Source organism: Marinomonas rhizomae, from assembly GCF_024397855.1.
Lineage (GTDB): Bacteria > Pseudomonadota > Gammaproteobacteria > Pseudomonadales > Marinomonadaceae > Marinomonas > Marinomonas rhizomae_A.
In genome coordinates this window covers 4,336,553-4,353,854 of record NZ_CP073343.1, presented here as the reverse complement: position 1 = coordinate 4,353,854, position 17,302 = coordinate 4,336,553, and the positions used below count along the sequence as shown (strand labels likewise).

General features: G+C 43.4%; 20 protein-coding genes. 15 read left to right on the top strand and 5 right to left on the bottom strand.

The genetic code is table 11. From position 1 onward, the window contains the following. Positions 1-27: 27 nt before the first annotated feature. The 12 genes from rsmG to KDW99_RS20330 all read left to right on the top strand — a co-directional run bounded on the left by rsmG (position 28) and on the right by KDW99_RS20330 (position 9,617). Positions 28-654 (top strand): 16S rRNA (guanine(527)-N(7))-methyltransferase RsmG, encoded by a 627-nt coding sequence (gene rsmG, locus KDW99_RS20385; protein ID WP_255827290.1) that lies wholly within the window; start codon positions 28-30, stop codon positions 652-654. 3 nt (positions 655-657) lie between these two features. Then, positions 658-1,425 carry a ParA family protein gene (locus KDW99_RS20380; RefSeq protein ID WP_255827289.1) on the top strand — a complete coding sequence of 256 codons (768 nt, stop codon included), beginning with the start codon at positions 658-660 and terminating at the stop codon, positions 1,423-1,425. 45 nt (positions 1,426-1,470) lie between these two features. Beyond that, positions 1,471-2,355: a ParB/RepB/Spo0J family partition protein gene (locus KDW99_RS20375; RefSeq protein ID WP_255827288.1), complete on the top strand. Its 885-nt coding sequence runs from the start codon at positions 1,471-1,473 to the stop codon at positions 2,353-2,355. A 164-nt stretch (positions 2,356-2,519) separates the two neighbouring features. After that, on the top strand, positions 2,520-2,921 hold the full coding sequence (locus KDW99_RS20370) for an ATP synthase subunit I (protein ID WP_255827287.1): 402 nt from the start codon (positions 2,520-2,522) through the stop codon (positions 2,919-2,921). 54 nt (positions 2,922-2,975) lie between these two features. After that, positions 2,976-3,803 carry a F0F1 ATP synthase subunit A gene (atpB, locus tag KDW99_RS20365; protein ID WP_255827286.1) on the top strand — a complete coding sequence of 276 codons (828 nt, stop codon included), beginning with the start codon at positions 2,976-2,978 and terminating at the stop codon, positions 3,801-3,803. Between the two features lie 66 nt (positions 3,804-3,869). Then, entirely contained in the window at positions 3,870-4,127 is a 258-nt protein-coding gene (gene atpE, locus KDW99_RS20360) for a F0F1 ATP synthase subunit C (protein WP_111605816.1), read from the top strand. 57 nt (positions 4,128-4,184) lie between these two features. Continuing rightward, positions 4,185-4,655, top strand: a complete 471-nt coding sequence (locus KDW99_RS20355; protein WP_255827285.1) for a F0F1 ATP synthase subunit B — start codon at positions 4,185-4,187, stop codon at positions 4,653-4,655. An 11-nt stretch (positions 4,656-4,666) separates the two neighbouring features. Next, positions 4,667-5,203, top strand: coding sequence for a F0F1 ATP synthase subunit delta (locus tag KDW99_RS20350; protein WP_255827284.1), 537 nt, complete (start codon positions 4,667-4,669; stop codon positions 5,201-5,203). 38 nt (positions 5,204-5,241) lie between these two features. Beyond that, the gene (gene atpA / locus KDW99_RS20345; protein WP_255827283.1) at positions 5,242-6,786 is read left to right on the top strand and encodes a F0F1 ATP synthase subunit alpha; all 1,545 of its coding nucleotides are present in this window, start codon (positions 5,242-5,244) and stop codon (positions 6,784-6,786) included. A gap of 81 nt (positions 6,787-6,867) precedes the next feature. Next, entirely contained in the window at positions 6,868-7,728 is an 861-nt protein-coding gene (gene atpG / locus KDW99_RS20340; protein ID WP_255827282.1) for a F0F1 ATP synthase subunit gamma, read from the top strand. A 29-nt stretch (positions 7,729-7,757) separates the two neighbouring features. Beyond that, positions 7,758-9,134, top strand: a complete 1,377-nt coding sequence (gene atpD, locus KDW99_RS20335; RefSeq protein WP_255827281.1) for a F0F1 ATP synthase subunit beta — start codon at positions 7,758-7,760, stop codon at positions 9,132-9,134. Positions 9,135-9,197: 63 nt separating this feature from the next. After that, positions 9,198-9,617 carry a F0F1 ATP synthase subunit epsilon gene (locus KDW99_RS20330; RefSeq protein ID WP_255827280.1) on the top strand — a complete coding sequence of 140 codons (420 nt, stop codon included), beginning with the start codon at positions 9,198-9,200 and terminating at the stop codon, positions 9,615-9,617. An 85-nt stretch (positions 9,618-9,702) separates the two neighbouring features. On the opposite strand, the gene KDW99_RS20325 is transcribed toward KDW99_RS20330, so the two are convergent. Continuing rightward, positions 9,703-10,443 (bottom strand): TrmB family transcriptional regulator, encoded by a 741-nt coding sequence (locus tag KDW99_RS20325; RefSeq protein WP_255827279.1) that lies wholly within the window; start codon positions 10,441-10,443, stop codon positions 9,703-9,705. Between the two features lie 114 nt (positions 10,444-10,557). Between KDW99_RS20325 and tcdA the strand changes: the two genes are divergently transcribed. The 3 genes from tcdA to KDW99_RS20310 are packed head-to-tail and all read left to right on the top strand — an operon-like array spanning position 10,558 to position 12,059. Next, the gene (gene tcdA, locus KDW99_RS20320; RefSeq protein ID WP_255827278.1) at positions 10,558-11,337 is read left to right on the top strand and encodes a tRNA cyclic N6-threonylcarbamoyladenosine(37) synthase TcdA; all 780 of its coding nucleotides are present in this window, start codon (positions 10,558-10,560) and stop codon (positions 11,335-11,337) included. Continuing rightward, a complete protein-coding gene (gene yqfB, locus KDW99_RS20315; RefSeq protein WP_255827277.1) occupies positions 11,338-11,655 on the top strand; it encodes a N(4)-acetylcytidine aminohydrolase in 318 nt (105 codons plus the stop codon). It begins immediately after the preceding gene. Next, positions 11,652-12,059, top strand: coding sequence for a DCC1-like thiol-disulfide oxidoreductase family protein (locus KDW99_RS20310; protein WP_255827276.1), 408 nt, complete (start codon positions 11,652-11,654; stop codon positions 12,057-12,059). The genes yqfB and KDW99_RS20310 overlap by 4 nt, the downstream gene beginning before the upstream one ends. Positions 12,060-12,103: 44 nt before the next feature. Here the strand turns inward: KDW99_RS20310 and KDW99_RS20305 are convergent, their stop codons facing one another. From KDW99_RS20305 to KDW99_RS20290, 4 genes are all read right to left on the bottom strand, one after another. Then, complete coding sequence (locus tag KDW99_RS20305) at positions 12,104-13,858, bottom strand: M14 family metallopeptidase (RefSeq protein WP_255827275.1); 1,755 nt, start codon at positions 13,856-13,858, stop codon at positions 12,104-12,106. Next, positions 13,855-14,706, bottom strand: a complete 852-nt coding sequence (locus KDW99_RS20300) for an ABC transporter permease (RefSeq protein ID WP_255827274.1) — start codon at positions 14,704-14,706, stop codon at positions 13,855-13,857. The genes KDW99_RS20305 and KDW99_RS20300 overlap by 4 nt, the downstream gene beginning before the upstream one ends. Before the next feature lie 7 nt (positions 14,707-14,713). Beyond that, entirely contained in the window at positions 14,714-15,637 is a 924-nt protein-coding gene (locus KDW99_RS20295; RefSeq protein ID WP_255827273.1) for an ABC transporter permease, read from the bottom strand. Between the two features lie 92 nt (positions 15,638-15,729). Next, entirely contained in the window at positions 15,730-17,259 is a 1,530-nt protein-coding gene (locus KDW99_RS20290) for an ABC transporter substrate-binding protein (RefSeq protein WP_255827272.1), read from the bottom strand. Positions 17,260-17,302 lie beyond the last annotated feature (43 nt).

The window sequence follows — 17,302 nt, the reverse complement described above, 5'->3', positions numbered from 1 at the left end:
TGCTATCTTTATAGAAATGGATCGACTGTGACACACTTTGACACTATTCAAAAAGGCGCCCAACAAATGGGCGCTGCTCTATCTGATGAAACGATTCAGACTCTTGTAAAATACCTAGCCATGCTAGAAAAGTGGAACAAGGCTTATAACCTGACTGCTATTCGAGATGTAGAGCAAATGATTTCTTTGCATTTATTAGACAGTTTGGCGACTTTACCCTTTATAACCGGTGACAATATTATAGACGTAGGTACTGGTCCTGGCTTACCTGGTATGGTGCTTGCTATATGTTATCCAGAAAAACGTTTCACTTTACTCGACAGTAACGGCAAAAAAACCCGTTTTTTGACACAAGTTAAGATGGAGTTGGGCATTCATAATGCCACTGTGGCAAATGAACGTGTTGAAAAACACCCTTACCAAGGGGAGTACGATCATGTCATTTCTCGAGCTTTTGCGTCTTTACAAGATATGATTAATTGGACTTTACCTCTCCCCAAAGAGACTGGTAATTTTCTAGCCATGAAAGGCGTTTACCCTAGTGAAGAAATAGCGGCGCTACCGAAAGAGGTTGATTTAGTATCTGTAGAGCCTCTTAATGTGCCAAATGTTCAGGCGGAGCGTCACATGGTAGTGATGACGCGTAAAGGATAAAACATGGCAAGAATCATCGCAGTTACCAACCAAAAAGGTGGCGTGGGTAAAACCACCACCTGTGTTAATTTAGCGGCGTCACTGGCGGCAATGAAGCGTCGAGTGTTATTAATCGATTTAGATCCGCAAGGTAATGCGACAACAGGAAGTGGTTTCACCAAAGAAGAGTTAGACACGAGCGTCTACGACGTATTGATTGGTTCTCATGGCGTAAAAGAAGTCATGAAAAAAAGCATGCCTGGGGACTACTGGGTATTGCCTGCAAATGGTGATTTAACTGGCGCAGAAGTGGTTTTACTTGATTTACCAAGTAAGGAAACTCGTCTGCGTGCTGGCCTGTATGAAGTCGATAATGACTTTGATTATATCTTGCTTGACTGCCCACCGGCATTGAATATGTTGACAGTAAATGCCTTAGCGGCTTCTCAAGGTGTATTGATTCCTGTGCAATGTGAATATTACGCATTAGAAGGGTTAACGGCATTATTGCAAACGATCAATCGTATTACGCAAGCATTAAATCCCTCTCTAGAGGTCGAAGGTATTTTACGAACCATGTATGATCCTCGCCCTAGTTTAACGCATGATGTTTCTAGCCAGCTTCACAAGCATTTTGGCGACAAGGTTTATGATACCGTGATCCCTAGAAATATTCGTTTAGCGGAATCTCCAAGTTATGGGTTACCTGTGTTGCATTATGAAAAGCAGTCTCGTGGTGCTATTGCTTACCTTGCACTAGCGGGTGAGTTTATTCGAAAATCTGTTGCGTAATTACTGTTTAATAAGCGTAGTTTAATTCCAATTAGGGTTAATGAAATGACGATGAAAAAAAGAGGTCTAGGTCGTGGCTTAGATGCATTATTGGCACCACAATCAACGCCAACCAATGAGGCTGATAGTGGCTCTGATAGTGAGCAAATAAAAGGCCTGACTTATTTGCCTGTGGAATGGCTATCCAAAGGTAAATTCCAACCTCGTCGTGACATGAATCCTGCGCAACTTGAAGATTTAGCCGCGTCGATTCGTAATCAAGGTATTATGCAACCTATTGTGGTGCGACCAAACGGCCATAATCAATACGAAATTATTGCTGGTGAACGCCGTTGGCGAGCCGCCAAATTGGCCGATTTAACACAAGTACCTGTGATCGTGCGTCACGTCGAAGACGCCGATGCTGTGGTTCTTGCCTTAATTGAAAACATTCAACGTGAAGACCTAAACCCAGTTGAAGAAGCCTTGGCGTTACAGCGTTTGGTCGAGGATTTTCACCTTACTCAACAAGAAGTTGCCGATACGGTTGGTAAATCTCGTTCAACTGTGGCGAATTTATTACGCTTATTAGGATTAACACCGGAAGTTCGTCGCTTGTTAGAGCATGGCGATATTGAAATGGGTCATGCGCGCGCTTTATTACCTTTAGAACATGACAAACAAATTCAAGCGGCATCACAAGTTGTGACCAAATCTTTGTCTGTTCGCGAAACAGAGAGATTGGTGAAAAACTTTCAAGTCGTTGAAAAAAATGAAGATAGTAAACCTCCCCTGCCAGATTTAAGTGCAGAAGCAGAACGTGTCAGTCAAAAAATTAATGCGGCGGTAAAAATCCAACCTTCAGCCAAGGGAAAAGGTAAGCTGGTCATTGAGTATCGTAACCCTGAACACCTAGAACTCTTGATTAGCGAGCTGCTTGCAGGGAAATGAAGCAATTCGTGACAAATGCTTTTTGCTATCTAGACAAGATAGCTAGAAAATGATCTTGATAGCCAGTTTAAGTTGAACACAGCCGCCATTACCCATATAATGCCTCGAATTTTGTAAATCATCACATTGATTGCACTTTTATAGTGCGAAAAGAGAGTTGGGTAATGGAGACGAAAAAGCCACTAAGCGCGAGTGCGATAATTAGCGCTAAAAAGAAGGCTATTTTTCATTTTCTACAATTACAAATATTCCTTATTTTTTTCGTATCGTTGGGAATTTTTTATTTTTCTGGCGGTCTGAGTGGGTACTCTTTTCTACTGGGCGCTTTTTCCAGTATTTTACCCAACATTTATATGGCTTGGCGGGTGTTTGGCCATAAAAGAATTTTGCCTGCAAAAGAGGTTGTTAAATCTTTTTATAGAGGTGAAGCCGGTAAGTTGGTGATAACAGCGTTACTGCTATCATTAGTCTTTATACTAGTAAAACCTCTTGCGGCAGGAAGCTTTTTTATAGGCTTTGGTTTGGCAATTTTGAGTCACTGGCTCAGCCCTGCATTTATTCGTTAATAACGTATATTGTAGGCGCGTAGTTTTTAACATTAAAAGAGCGTGGATATAAATATGGCAAGTGAAAATCCAATGGCTGCGGAGTACATAAAGCATCACCTTCAGAACTTGACCTTTGGTCAGCATCCTGATGGAAGCTGGGGTATTGCGGAGACTTCTAAGCAAGCTTCAGATATGGGCTTTTGGGCTATACATCTTGATACAATGGGGTTCTCTATTGGTTTGGGGATTCTGTTTTTATGGTTGTTTCGTATAGCTGCAAAAAAAGCTTCTGTAGCAACGCCAACAGGTCTACAGAACTTTGTAGAGATGATGGTTGAGTTTGTTGATAATTCAGTTAAAGAAAGTTTTCATGGCAAAAGCAAAGTTATCGCTCCGTTAGCGTTAACCATTTTTGTGTGGATATTCTTGATGAATTTAATGGACTTGGTTCCGGTCGACTTTATTCCAAGAATTGCGCATGACATTTTTGGTTTGGAGTATTTTAAAATAGTACCGACAACCGACATTAATGCCACACTAGGTTTGTCATTATCTGTTTTCTTCCTAATTATTTTTTACAGCATAAAAATGAAAGGCATTAGTGGCTTTACGAAAGAGTTGACACTTCAACCTTTCAACACGCCAATTATGATTCCATTTAATTTTGTATTGGAAATGGTTGGTTTGTTGGCAAAACCTGTATCATTAGCGTTGCGATTGTTTGGTAACTTGTATGCTGGTGAGTTGATCTTTATATTGATCGCCATTTTGCCATGGGGGGTTCAATGGGCCTTGTCCGTGCCATGGGCAATCTTTCATATTCTAGTCATAACATTGCAAGCGTTTATCTTTATGATGTTGACTATTGTGTATCTGAGTATGGCTCACGAAGAACACTAAGATATTGTTATATAGTAATAATTTTTTTTAAACTTGAATCTAAAACTGTAAAATCTAGGAGTTAAAATGGAAACTGTTGTTGGTTTAACTGTTATCTCTGTAGCAATCCTTATCGGCTTGGCTGCATTGGGTACAGCAATTGGCTTTGCTATCTTGGGTGGCAAATTTCTTGAGGCAAGTGCTCGTCAACCAGAACTTGCACCAATGCTACAAACCAAAATGTTCATCGTTGCAGGTCTTTTGGATGCTGTATCTATGATCGGTGTTGGTATCGCATTGTTCTTCACTTTCGCAAACCCATTCGTTGCTTTGGTTGCAGGCTAATATTTCACTTTAATGTAAGTGACTTATTTTTTGAACGACTAAAGCGAGGGTATTAGCGTGAACTTAAATCTCACACTTATAGGCCAAGCTATCTCGTTTGCTATTTTTGTCTGGTTCTGCATGAAATTTGTGTGGCCACCAGTGATTGCTGCGCTCGAAGAGCGTAGCAAAAAAATAGCAGACGGTTTAGAAGCAGCGAACCGAGCTTCACGTGACCTTGAGCTGGCACAAGAACAAGCCACTCAAATTCTACGTGAAAGCAAAGACAACGCGGCCGAGATTATTGAACAAGCCAACAAACGTGCGAACCAAATGATCGACGAGGCAAAAGAGCAGGTGATTGCCGATGGCAAACGTCTGCGTGAATCAGCTCAAGCAGAGATCGAACAAGACGTAATGCGTGCTAAAGAAGCATTGCGTGCTCAAGTTTCTGTTCTTGCATTTGCTGGTGCCGAAAAGATTTTGGGAGCCACCATTGACGAAAAAGCACATAGCGAGATCGTTGAACAGCTCGCCAAAGAGCTTTAAGCGAGGGTCTAATGGCTGAATTAAAAACAGTCGCGCGACCGTACGCGAAAGCGGTTTTTGAAGTTGCTAGAGAGCAAGGTCATATTACTGAGTGGGCTGATATGTTAAGCATATTGGCTGCTGTAACAGTAGAACCTAAGCTTAAAAAAGCGCTTAAAAATTCGGCTTTTAGTGCGGAAGAGAAGGCAAACGCTCTAGCGGACGTTTGTGCAGAAATAGCTACAGAGCAAGGCAAAGCATTTTTGCTAACTCTTGCAGTGAATAAGCGTTTAGCGCTTCTTCCTATGATTTGTGAGCTATTTTTACAGTTCAAACTGAATTTCGAAAAAGCCGTAAATGTTGAATTTACGTCTGCATTTGAATTAACAGCAGAACAAACACAAGCATTAGCCGCTTCATTGGCGAAAAAGTTGGACCGTACTGTCAACTTAACCAGTGAAATAGACGCAAGCCTACTTGGTGGCGTGGTTATTCGTACAGGTGACTTAATCATCGACGGTTCAGTTCGCGGTAAACTAGCGAAACTGGCCGAGGCGATAAACTCCTAGTGTTTCGTTAAATCGAAACCAGGGTTGAGGAATTTAGCATGCAGCAACTGAATCCATCTGAGATCAGCGAGATTATCAAGAAGCGCATCGAGAACCTCGATGTATCTTCTGATGCCCAAAATGAGGGCACAATTGTCAGCGTGGCAGACGGTATCGTTCTGATCCACGGTCTGGCAGACGTTATGTACGGGGAAATGATTGAATTCCCTGGTGGTGTTTATGGTATTGCTTTGAACCTAGAGCGTGACTCTGTCGGTGCAGTAGTACTTGGTAAATACCAAGATCTTGTAGAAGGTCAAAAAGTAAAATGTACAGGTCGTATATTGGAAGTTCCAATTGGTCCTGAATTGCTTGGTCGTGTTGTTGACGCATTGGGTAACCCAATCGACGGCAAAGGCGCAATCGATGCAAAATTAACGGATAAAGTTGAGAAAGTGGCACCAGGCGTTATCGAACGTCAGTCCGTTGATCAGCCTATCCAAACAGGTTACAAAGCCATTGACGCCATGGTGCCAATTGGCCGTGGTCAACGTGAGTTGATCATCGGTGACCGTCAGATTGGTAAGACTGCTTTAGCAATCGACACCATTATTGCTCAGAAAAACTCTGGCATTAAATGTGTGTACGTAGCGATCGGTCAGAAACAATCTACTATTGCTAACGTAGTGCGTAAGCTTGAAGAAGCTGGCGCAATGGAATACACCACAGTAGTAGCGGCTGGCGCATCTGATCCAGCAGCAATGCTATACATGGCGCCATACACTGGCTGTACCATGGGTGAATACTTCCGTGACCGTGGTGAAGACGCATTGATCATTTATGATGATTTGACTAAACAAGCTTGGGCTTACCGTCAGATCTCTTTGCTTCTTCGTCGTCCACCAGGTCGTGAAGCCTACCCAGGTGATGTATTCTACCTTCACTCTCGTCTTCTTGAGCGTGCTTCTCGTGTAAACGTTGAGTACGTAGAGAAATTCACCAATGGTGAAGTGAAAGGCAAAACTGGTTCTTTGACAGCATTGCCAATCATCGAGACTCAAGGTGGTGACGTATCTGCTTTCGTACCAACCAACGTTATCTCCATCACAGATGGTCAGATATTCTTGGAAACGAGCTCGTTTAACGCAGGTATCCGTCCAGCGATGAACGCTGGTATTTCGGTATCTCGTGTTGGTGGTGCAGCACAAACTAAGATCGTCAAGAAACTTGGCGGTGGTATTCGTCTTGCATTGGCTCAGTATCGTGAATTGGCGGCTTTCGCTCAGTTTGCATCTGACCTAGACGAAGCGACTCGTAAGCAGCTAGAGCACGGTAAACAGGTTACTGAACTGATGAAACAGAAGCAGTTCTCTCCTATGTCTGTAGCTGATATGGGCGTAGTTCTTTACGCTGCTAATGATGGCTTCCTTGAAGATGTTGAAACAAGCAAAATTGGTAGTTTTGAAACTGCTTTGTTGGGCTTCATGAACAGTGAACACACTGATCTAATGGCTGACATTAACAAAACTGGTAATTTTAACGGCGAGATTGAAGCGACATTTAAAGCGGCAATCGAGAAGTTTAAAGCGACGCAAACTTGGTAATGAGTTTGGTGACAAGCTAATTAGCCTGTCACCACTTTCTTGCAGTTTGTGAAATAACATTCTCACAAGGGCAGTTCTATTATGGCAGTCGGAAAAGAGATACGTACTCAGATTTCGAGCATTAACAATACGCGTAAAATTACTCGTGCTATGGAAAAAGTAGCAGCAAGTAAGACGCGTAAAGCTCAGGATCGTATGGCCGCTTCTCGTCCGTATGCGGAACGAATTCGCCAAGTAGTTGGTCATTTGGCCAACGCGAATCCTGAGTATAAACACCGTTACCTTACCGAGCGTGAGGCGAAGCGTGTTGGTTATATCGTAGTCTCTTCTGACCGTGGTTTATGTGGTGGTTTGAACGTTAACGTGTTCAAAAAAGCCATTAAAGATATGAAACAGTTTGCTGATTCTGGTGTTGAAATCGACATCTGTGCAATTGGTAGTAAAGCCGTTTCATTCTTTCGTAACTACGGCGGAAATGTAGCAGCAGCCTTCACCGGTTTAGGTGATGCACCTAAAGCTGACGACTTGGTTGGCAGTGTTAAGGTGATGCTAGACGCATTTGATGAAGGTCGTATTGATCGTCTTTATGTGGTTTCAAATGAGTTCGTGAATACCATGACTCAAAACCCGACGGTTGAACAACTTTTGCCATTAAAAGCGGAAGAGAATACAGAGTTACAGCACCACTGGGATTACATCTACGAACCAGAGCCTGTTGAAATTTTAGACGGATTATTGGTTCGCTATATTGAATCTCAAGTATATCAGTCAGTGGTTGAGAATATTGCGTGTGAACAAGCAGCTCGTATGCTTGCGATGAAAAACGCAACGGACAACGCCGGCGATATCATTGATGAATTGCAGTTGGTGTACAACAAGGCTCGTCAAGCAGCGATTACTCAGGAAATTTCTGAGATAGTCAGCGGCGCGGCAGCGGTTTAAGGTATTTAGGTATTTAAGAGGATCCGAACATGAGTAGCGGACAAATCGTACAGATTATCGGTGCTGTTATGGACGTGGAATTCCCACGTGATAGCGTGCCAAAAGTATATGATGCCCTGACCATTGAGGGTAAAGAGTTGGTGTTGGAAGTTCAACAGCAACTAGGCGACGGTATTGTTCGTACCATCGCAATGGGTTCTACTGACGGTATGAAGCGTGGTTTGGTTGTTGAAAACACAAACAAGCCAGTTTCTGTACCAGTTGGTATCAAAACACTAGGACGTATTATGGACGTTCTAGGTAATCCGATTGACGAAAAAGGCCCAATCGGCGAAGAAGAGCGTTGGTCAATTCACCGTTCAGCTCCTTCTTATGCTGAGCAGTCTTCTAGCAACGAATTGCTAGAAACGGGTATCAAGGTTATCGACCTTGTTTGTCCTTTCGCGAAAGGTGGTAAAGTTGGTCTGTTTGGTGGTGCCGGTGTAGGTAAAACCGTAAACATGATGGAGCTTATCCGTAACATCGCCATCGAGCACAGCGGTTACTCTGTATTCGCAGGTGTTGGTGAGCGTACTCGTGAAGGTAACGACTTCTACCATGAGATGACTGACTCGAACGTAATCGACAAAGTATCTCTAGTATACGGCCAAATGAACGAGCCACCAGGTAACCGTCTTCGTGTTGCTTTGACTGGTTTGACAATGGCTGAGAAGTTCCGTGACGAAGGTCGTGACGTACTTTTCTTCGTAGATAACATCTACCGTTACACGCTTGCGGGTACAGAAGTATCGGCATTGCTAGGTCGTATGCCATCTGCAGTAGGTTACCAGCCTACACTTGCTGAAGAGATGGGTGTTCTTCAAGAACGTATCACCTCTACTAAGACTGGTTCTATCACGTCTGTTCAAGCGGTATACGTACCTGCGGATGACTTGACAGATCCATCTCCAGCAACAACCTTCTCTCACTTGGACGCAACGGTTGTATTGTCTCGTGACATCGCATCTTTGGGTATCTACCCAGCGATCGATCCTCTTGACTCTACTTCACGTCAGCTTGACCCACTAGTTATCGGTCAAGAGCATTACGACGTAGCTCGTGGTGTACAGATGGTATTGCAGCGTTACAAAGAATTGAAAGACATTATCGCAATCTTGGGTATGGACGAGTTATCTGAAGAAGATAAGCAAACGGTTAACCGTTCTCGTAAAATCCAGCGTTTCTTGTCTCAGCCTTTCTTCGTAGCTGAAGTATTTACAGGCGCACCTGGTAAGTATGTTTCTTTGAAAGACACTATTCGTGGCTTCAAAGGCATCTTGGATGGTGAGTTTGATGATCTTCCTGAGCAAGCGTTCTACATGATTGGTAGCATCGACGAAGCCGTCGAGAAAGCTAAGAAACTTTAACCATCACGCGTAGTAAAAGCGTCATTAGGCGCTTTTACTAAGTATGACTAAGAGAGGCAACTTATGGCTATCACAGTACACTGCGATATCGTAAGCGCTGAACAAGAGATTTTTTCCGGCTCGGTCCAATTTCTTGTGGCTTCAGGATATAATGGTGACTTAGGTATTATGCCTGGTCACGCTGCATTATTGACGACTTTAGAAGCTGGTCCTGTTCGTGTGGTTAAAGAAAATGGTGACGAAGAGGTAATCTTCGTGTCCGGTGGCTTCTTAGAAGTTCAACCGCACCGTGTCACCGTCTTGGCTAACACAGCCACTCGTGCAAGAGATCTGGACGAAGAGGCGGCAGTAAAAGCGAAAGAGCATGCAAAAGAGCTCATAGCTAATCAGCAAGCTGATGTCGACTATTCTCGTGCAACTGCGGAATTAGCAGAAGCTGTTGCGCGTTTGCGTACGATTCAGCAGTTCCGCGATCACAAATAAGCGGTAATGTTGAGTTTGAAGTCAAAAAAAGCAGCTTTCGAGCTGCTTTTTTATTGCCTGTTATTCGAGTGCAATGTTGTTTTTTTTAGAGCATCTTCCACAGGGTGTCAAAGATGATCTGTTGTGCCTTGGCGATGTCTTTTGATTCCAACACCACGGCAGAAGGGAAGTTATTACTCGCCAAAGAAATAATCGCACACTTTGGCGGATAGATAGCGATATAGCTGGCGTCGACTGAACCTTCCGTTTTAATCCACTTTCGTTCCGACAACTGTGCTTCTTCACCACCATCCCCTAAAGCAATAACTTTTACGTTAATACCAAGCTTCACCCGCTGTTTTGTGTAGTTGGGAAACGGGCGATACAAAAAAGGACGAATCGGTTTAGAAGAAAACACACAATATTCTTTGTGGTCTTGTTGTGACACCACGTTTAAAATATCGCGTAAAACCCACTCTATGCCATCATCACCTTCGTAATAACGTACATGGGTTTGATGATAATCTGGTTGTTGCTGGTGCAAATTTGGAATGATGGTGTTTTTTAGGTTTTCTATGGTTTTGTCTAAGCGGTTGCGTTTTTCTTCCGCTAGATTCAACAGGATATCTGGATTTTCAGCGGTAAATAGCCGACGTTTGCCTTTGGGAAAATAGCTGACCACACCTTTGCTTTGTAGTTGTTTTAGCGACTCGTAGGCCGTTCCTCGATTGATGCCGCTGTGTTCGGCAATGTCTCTGATCGAAGAAGGTCCTAGTTTTAATAGGGTTTGGTAAAGTTGCGTTTCTCTTGGTGTCAAACCAAGCATTTCAAAAGCTTGTTGAATCATACGGCTCACAGTACATGATAATTATTTAGAGAATGTAGTCTGTATTTTCTAAGCTCACAGAATACACTTATTGATATAAAAAGCGCAGGACGATCTGGCTGCGAGGAGAGAAAAGTGACAAACGATCAACGATTTGGTGGTATACGCCGTTTATATGGCGATGCCGCGTATGCGTTTTTTACTCAAGCACACGTCTGCGTCATCGGCATTGGCGGCGTTGGCTCTTGGGCGGCAGAAGCCTTGGCACGTTCCGGTATTGGTTACATTACATTGATCGATATGGACGACGTTTGTATTACTAATACGAACCGCCAAATTCACGCTCTAGATGGCAATATTGGTCAATCGAAGGTCGAAGTCATGGCGGAACGAATCAAGTTGATTAATCCAGACTGCCAAGTTAATTGTATTGAAGACTTTATTACCCCCGAGAACATCACTGAGCTGCTTTCTGAGCCGTTTGATTACATTATTGATTGCATTGACAGCATTAAACCAAAAGCCGCTCTCATGGCTTGGAGTAAGAGCAACAAGCGTAAGGTCATCACTGTTGGTGGTGCGGGCGGTCAAATGGATCCAACCAAGATTTTAATCGGTGATCTCGCTAAAACCGAAAAAGATCCGCTCGCAGCTAAATTACGCAACTTTCTGCGACGTTATTACAACTTCACCCGTAACCCAAAGCGTCGCTTTGATATCGAGTGCGTGTATTCCACCGAGCAATTGAGCTACCCACAAGGCGACGGTACGGTTTCTCATCAGCGCTTAAAAGGCGATACAGAAACCAAAATGAACTGTGATACTGGCTTTGGTGCCAGTACCGCAGTGACGGCTTCTTTTGCGTTTGTGGCCGTGTCGAGAGTATTAGAAAAACTGGCACAGAAGGCGAACTAAATGACACCAACCACCATGACGTTCTTTGAGCGCTTTGAGGCCGATATTCTATCTGGCAAAAAGACCATTACCTTGCGTGATGGTGCTGAAAGGTACTATGTGCCTAACTCAGTGGTGACTGTGTCTACTTTCGAAGAGGGTCGTGAGTTTTGTCGTTTAAAAATAGTGTCTGTCGAGCCTGTCTTGTTTGATGCTTTATCGGATTATCATGCCGAGCAAGAAAACATGACGCTGGCTGAATTAAGGGAAGTGATTCAAGATATTTATCCAGGGATCCAACAGCTGTATTTGATCTCTTATCAGTTGATTGATGCATGACAGATAAACAGATACTGCTCATCTATGACAAAGAATGTCCTGCTTGTCATTTTTATTGCCAGATCGTTCGTATACGCCAAAGTGTCGGTGAACTAGTACTCATTGATGCGAGAGAGAACCCTGAAGTGTTGCAAGAAATCACTGCTGAGGGTTTGGACATAGATCAAGGTATGGTATTGAAGATGGATGGACTGCTTTACTACGGCGCGGATGCTATTCATCTTTTAGCTTTGCTTAGCAGTCGCTCTGGCTTGTTTAACCGCTTGAACTATTGGTTGTTTAGCTCCAAAAAAATCTCGGATATTTTGTACCCAATATTACGATCTTGTCGTAACGTGTTATTGAAACTCTTAGGTAAAACCAAGATTAATAACTTAAAACAGGGTGGTAACGAACGATTTTAGTCATAAGGCCTGACAAATACCGTTTATCTGGCCCTATGTTTTTCTCATTGATTCGAAGACAATAACTGATGCACTTCATAAGCCGCTAAGACTGTGGTCGTTTGTACATCATGACCGGTAATGAAATGTTCTCCATAGATGGTTTCATCAGGGTATTCAGTAATAAGCTGCATTGGAATGTCTTCGGGTTTGCCGTGAGAAATCAGGCAAGGGAAGCTGTTTATGATGCGAAAGTTTGTTTCGCCAGCATGCTTTCTGTACAACTCAACTTGTTCATTGTTGAACGCCAAAACACCTGGAATATTAATCAGTTTTAGTGTTACTTGGTGAACGAACTCCTCAGCATAAGCTGCCCATTTATCATCAGCACTGTGACGTAAAATCAAGAAAAACCCCTTGGGTATGGTCCACATATCAAAACCACGAGGCACGTAGCCAGAAAGCGGGCGAGTCCATTCATGTGATGGATAACCATGCAGGTTTATATGTAACTGTGCTTGGCTTATTTTTCGTGCTTTATGGCGAATTTCTTTTTCATAAAGTGCTCCTTTCACACGATACTCTAAGTCATCACCTAAGGCGGTATAGCGAGCTGCATGATGCATATGATGAGGGTTGTCTTTGATCAACCTCTGATGCAGAGCATAGCCATCAGGGTTTTCTAGTGGTGAGATGGTAAAGTGGCTGCCTTGTTGTTGATTAAGAATTTGAGCGGCGCGTAACGTTCCAACCACACCGGTTGTTTCATTAGCGTGCTGTCCGCCACTGATCATGACCGGAAAGTCTGTTCCTTTATGATAGCGAGCATTCACTTTACGTCCAGTCACTGTATTAGCAGTGAAAGTATCGCCTGTTATTTTTGCCAGCTCTATTTCTACTTGTTCCATACTGATCGGCGCATCGGCTACTTCTAGTATCTGCTGACCTGTTGAATGTTGTCTTTGATAAGGTCGAGTTTCGACCTTGATGCTGAGAACATTTTCATCAGTATGATTTATCTCAGGGACGATTTGACCAGGTTGTCCTTCTCTGTCATTTGGCTGATAGCCTGCCTTGATTTTGAACCATTCTTGTAATGAGAAATAAAAATCTTCGTGTAGCGCTTCACTTAGGCTGATGGTTTCTTGTTTGTAATCTATGTATTGCGCTTGCCAAGGCAAAGACACTTGGATATTTAGCTCTTCGAAATACGGTTCTGAATCAGACCAAGGGTATTGTGAAGTAGCCTTCATTCCAGCTAAGAACAGAGATTCATAATCGGTAATAAGACGTTCGTTGAACGCTATTTTGCCTTCCGAATCCGTTATTTTTAGCCAACCTGTTGGTGACAGGTGAGTTTGATCAATAAGATCTAGGTGCAGATGATTAGGAGCAAAAACCTTATGTTGTGTTTGTACTCCCGTTGCTGAACGTAAAATCACCTCATAACAATCGCTTGAATTTGGGTTGGCAATAAAATGGATATTTGCTTTACCCACTAAGCTTGTTAACGGGTAAGTCTCCAGTAAAAAGCGCTTCTCCGAAGCTGCCTCGTGCAAAGGGTAATGCACTTCAATACGAGATATTTGGCTCGATAACACATCAATGTCTTCTAAAAAGAAGTGCAATAGTGGCTTATAAGCGCTGCGAAGTTTGGCTTTTACCCCAAAACCCAATAGTGCAGCTTCAGCTTGTTGACGATGCTCTTTATCGGCAAAGACCCAAGCCTCAATAAGCTGCCCTTGATATTTAGGTTTGCCAAATTTTTCGATCAACTTATGAGTAGTTGGTGTAATGGTGGTGGAGAAAATATGAGTCATCGTGAAGTCCTGCCAGTAGGGTCAAGGCTGTCGCGCAACCAATCACCTAAAAGGTTCAATCCTAGAACGGTTAACAAAATAGCAAAGCCTGGAAAGACACTGACCCACCAAGCACTTTGAATATAGGTACGACCATCGGCAAGCATACCGCCCCAGCTTGGCGTTAATGGATCGACGCCAAGTCCTAGAAAGGTCAAACTACTTTCTAGCAAGATGTTGTTTGCCACATTGAGTGTCATTAAAACGATGACAGGACCAATAAGATTGGGCAGCAAGTGACGGAACAGAATACTAAAGTGACTTACGCCAATGGCTTGTGCGGACTGGATAAACTCACGATCACGAAGAGACAAAACCGAGCCACGAACCAATCTAGCGTATTGAACCCATTGGGAAATAATCAGTAAGAAAATCATATTAGCCAAACCGCCACCAACAATGGCGATAAAAGTAATGGCCAACAGAATAAAGGGCATCGCCAGTTGAACATCCGCAAAGCGCATCACGATCACATCCCAGAAGCCACGATAGTAGCCTGAGACTAAACCCATAATAACGCCAAAGATGACGGCTCCAGTGACAGATAAAAAGCCGACCTGAAGAGAGATTTTACCTCCAGAAATAACACGGGCCATCACATCTCGACCTAGAGGATCGGTACCAAAAAAATGACCTGTATGAGTAAAGGGTTCTAATAGGCGAGCTGATAAATTGATTTTATCCGCACCTTGAAAGAGGAAGTCTGAAAACACGACTAAAAAACAAATACCTCCGGTCAATAAAATACCGAGAATAAACTCTAAGCTTTTATAGCGAGAAAAAGAGGCACTAAAACGATTCGCTGACATAGTGTGATTACTCCGTACGAATGCGTGGATCGATCAAGCCATAGGCAATATCAACCAATAGGTTAACGCTAACGATAAGCATGGACAGGATGGTGATAACGGCTTGCAGCACAGGGTAGTCGCGCCCACTTACCGCATCGAAGGCAAGTGTGCCAAGTCCCGGCCAATTGAAGACGCGCTCAATGATGACAATCCCGCCTAATAAGCCACCGAATTGCAGGCCAAAGTAGGTAATCAATGGAATCGCACAATTACGTAACGCATGTTTATAAAGCACTTTATTTTCGCTAAGCCCTTTTGCTCTAGCGACCATGATGTATTGCGCTTGAAGGGTTTCAAGCATTGATGAGCGGACCAGGCGAACGTTGGTAGCAGTCAGAATAATGGCCATGGTAAATGCGGGCATTAAGAAGCTAGCAAATCCATCCATACCGCTTGGCGGTAACCACTGCAGCCAGATAGAAAAGACTAAAACCAGCATGAGTGCTAACCAGAAATTTGGAAAAGACAAACCAATAAGAGATAGGATACGAATCGTTTGATCTACCCATTTCCCTTTGGAAACAGCGGCTTTAATGCCTAAAGGAATGGAAATCAAGATAGAGATAATCATAACGGATGCCGCAAGCATGAGAGTGGCAGGCAAAGATTGACTGATAAGATCCGCCACCGGCGTTCCGCCCATGAAACTACGACCAAAATCGAAGCTAAATAAGCCTTTAAGAAACTCAAAGTACTGAACAAAAAAGGGCTTATTGATGCCTAGTGCTTCTCGAATCAACATCAGATCTGCTTCGGTCACACTGCCTGCGCCTTGAGTCAGCATCAGAGCTGGATCTCCGGTTAGACGTATAGCAAAAGCAACGATTAGGGTAACGGCTAACAGCACAAATACTGCTTGCAGAAATCGTTTCATTAAAAAGTTTGCCATGACTTTTCCTTTTAAAAACAATGGGCATTGCTCAGCTAGTAATAGACTGAGCAATGCTGTTTACCTTAGAGAGTTAAGAAAGGTAGAAGTGCTTATTCGACAGTGACATCGGTTAAGCGCAAACGACTATCAGGTACAGGAGTAAAGTTCTTCACTCTTTTAGATACACCAAAAATAGCATTCAGACTGTACAGCGGCATTTCTAAAGCGCGGTTTGCCGTGTAGTTAGCAATGGACTGCAGAATCTCTTCTCGCTTAGCGCGATCTGTAATAGAGCGCTGAGACTCCAACTGTTTGTCTAATGCTGGGTCGCTGTCATATGGATTCCACTTTTCGCCTGAGTGGTACATGAAATACGCCGTATTGTCGTAATCCAGTGTCCAACCACCCCAAGATTGTTGGAACATTTCACCTGTCTTACCAGCCGGAATAATGTCATTCAGCAGCACATTGGTTTCATAGGGCTTGATTGTGGCGTTTAGACCGACAATTTGTAGATAGCTAGCAACGGCTTGTGACACTTCGTTAAACGTGGCGTCATTACCACGGATGTCTATTTGAATCTTAGTGCCAGGTTTAATACCTGCTTCTTTAAGAAGTAGCATTGCTTTGTTTGGATCATAAGGAAGCGGCGTCATGGATGGATCGTCACCAAAGGAAATGGCACTTTGGAAACTGGCAATTGGAGTTGCCTGACCACCTAAAATGGAATCAATGATTGCCTGACGATCTACCCCATAAATCAATGCCTTACGGACTTTTTCGTCTTTTGTAATGCCATTTTTGGTGTTAAAACGTAGGGCATAAACGGTTGGGCTGGTGGTAGTGACTACTTTAAGGTTTGGGTCTTTTTCGATAGTAGTAATCATGCCAATCGGGATGGTTGGCGGAATAACCAAATCAACGCGTCCAGATTGTAGTTCAGCCACGGCGGTAGAAGGCTCGCTGATAAAACGATAATTCAGGTTGGTTAGCTTTGGAGCGCCACCCCAATGATCTGCGTAGGCTTCTAGTTTGATACCTACTTTTGGCTCGTAAGAGGCAAACTTAAATGGCCCTGTGCCAACTGGATGGGTATTGAAAAAGTCTTCGCCTTTTTCTTGAATGTATTTTGGCGGCACTATCATGGCGCCGTAACCGGCCAGCTTAGTAAGTAGCACTGGATCGGCTGCTTTTAGATGAAAATCGACGGTATAGTCATCAATGACTTCGACCGAATCAATAGCCGAATAATTGGAACGTTGTGGGCCTTTTTTGCCTTCGTCACCCATTAAACGATCAAAGGTAAATTTCACGGCTGCGGCATTAAAGTCTTCACCATTGTGAAATTTAACGCCTTGGCGCAATGTAAAACGAATGCGTTTGCCGTTATCCAATTGTTCCCAAGAGGTAGCAAGGCCTGGCTGTAATTTTAGGTCTGGGCCACGATAGGTCAAACCATCATAAATATTGGTTGCAACGGAGGCCCAATTGACCAAAAAGGTATCGATTGGGTCCCAACTTCCTGGATCTTGTGGTGAAGATACGGTTAATGTACTGGCAAAGCTTAAGCTTGCAGCCGTTAAGCTGCCGGTAATAGCGAGGGTTTTTAATACCATCCCTAACGATTTTTTACTGTTCATTTTTCAATGCTCCGTTCTTTTGTGATAGTTGGATAGATTGTTA

Coding starts and splice junctions, on each gene's coding strand:
- KDW99_RS20380 (WP_255827289.1), top strand. CDS start 658: ATGGCAAGAATCATCGCAGTTACCAACCAAAAAGGTGGCGTGGGTAAA.
- KDW99_RS20375 (WP_255827288.1), top strand. CDS start 1,471: ATGACGATGAAAAAAAGAGGTCTAGGTCGTGGCTTAGATGCATTATTG.
- KDW99_RS20370 (WP_255827287.1), top strand. CDS start 2,520: ATGGAGACGAAAAAGCCACTAAGCGCGAGTGCGATAATTAGCGCTAAA.
- atpB (WP_255827286.1), top strand. CDS start 2,976: ATGGCAAGTGAAAATCCAATGGCTGCGGAGTACATAAAGCATCACCTT.
- atpE (WP_111605816.1), top strand. CDS start 3,870: ATGGAAACTGTTGTTGGTTTAACTGTTATCTCTGTAGCAATCCTTATC.
- KDW99_RS20350 (WP_255827284.1), top strand. CDS start 4,667: ATGGCTGAATTAAAAACAGTCGCGCGACCGTACGCGAAAGCGGTTTTT.
- atpA (WP_255827283.1), top strand. CDS start 5,242: ATGCAGCAACTGAATCCATCTGAGATCAGCGAGATTATCAAGAAGCGC.
- atpG (WP_255827282.1), top strand. CDS start 6,868: ATGGCAGTCGGAAAAGAGATACGTACTCAGATTTCGAGCATTAACAAT.
- atpD (WP_255827281.1), top strand. CDS start 7,758: ATGAGTAGCGGACAAATCGTACAGATTATCGGTGCTGTTATGGACGTG.
- KDW99_RS20330 (WP_255827280.1), top strand. CDS start 9,198: ATGGCTATCACAGTACACTGCGATATCGTAAGCGCTGAACAAGAGATT.
- KDW99_RS20325 (WP_255827279.1), bottom strand. CDS start 10,443: ATGATTCAACAAGCTTTTGAAATGCTTGGTTTGACACCAAGAGAAACG.
- yqfB (WP_255827277.1), top strand. CDS start 11,338: ATGACACCAACCACCATGACGTTCTTTGAGCGCTTTGAGGCCGATATT.
- KDW99_RS20310 (WP_255827276.1), top strand. CDS start 11,652: ATGACAGATAAACAGATACTGCTCATCTATGACAAAGAATGTCCTGCT.
- KDW99_RS20305 (WP_255827275.1), bottom strand. CDS start 13,858: ATGACTCATATTTTCTCCACCACCATTACACCAACTACTCATAAGTTG.
- KDW99_RS20300 (WP_255827274.1), bottom strand. CDS start 14,706: ATGTCAGCGAATCGTTTTAGTGCCTCTTTTTCTCGCTATAAAAGCTTA.
- KDW99_RS20295 (WP_255827273.1), bottom strand. CDS start 15,637: ATGGCAAACTTTTTAATGAAACGATTTCTGCAAGCAGTATTTGTGCTG.
- KDW99_RS20290 (WP_255827272.1), bottom strand. CDS start 17,259: ATGAACAGTAAAAAATCGTTAGGGATGGTATTAAAAACCCTCGCTATT.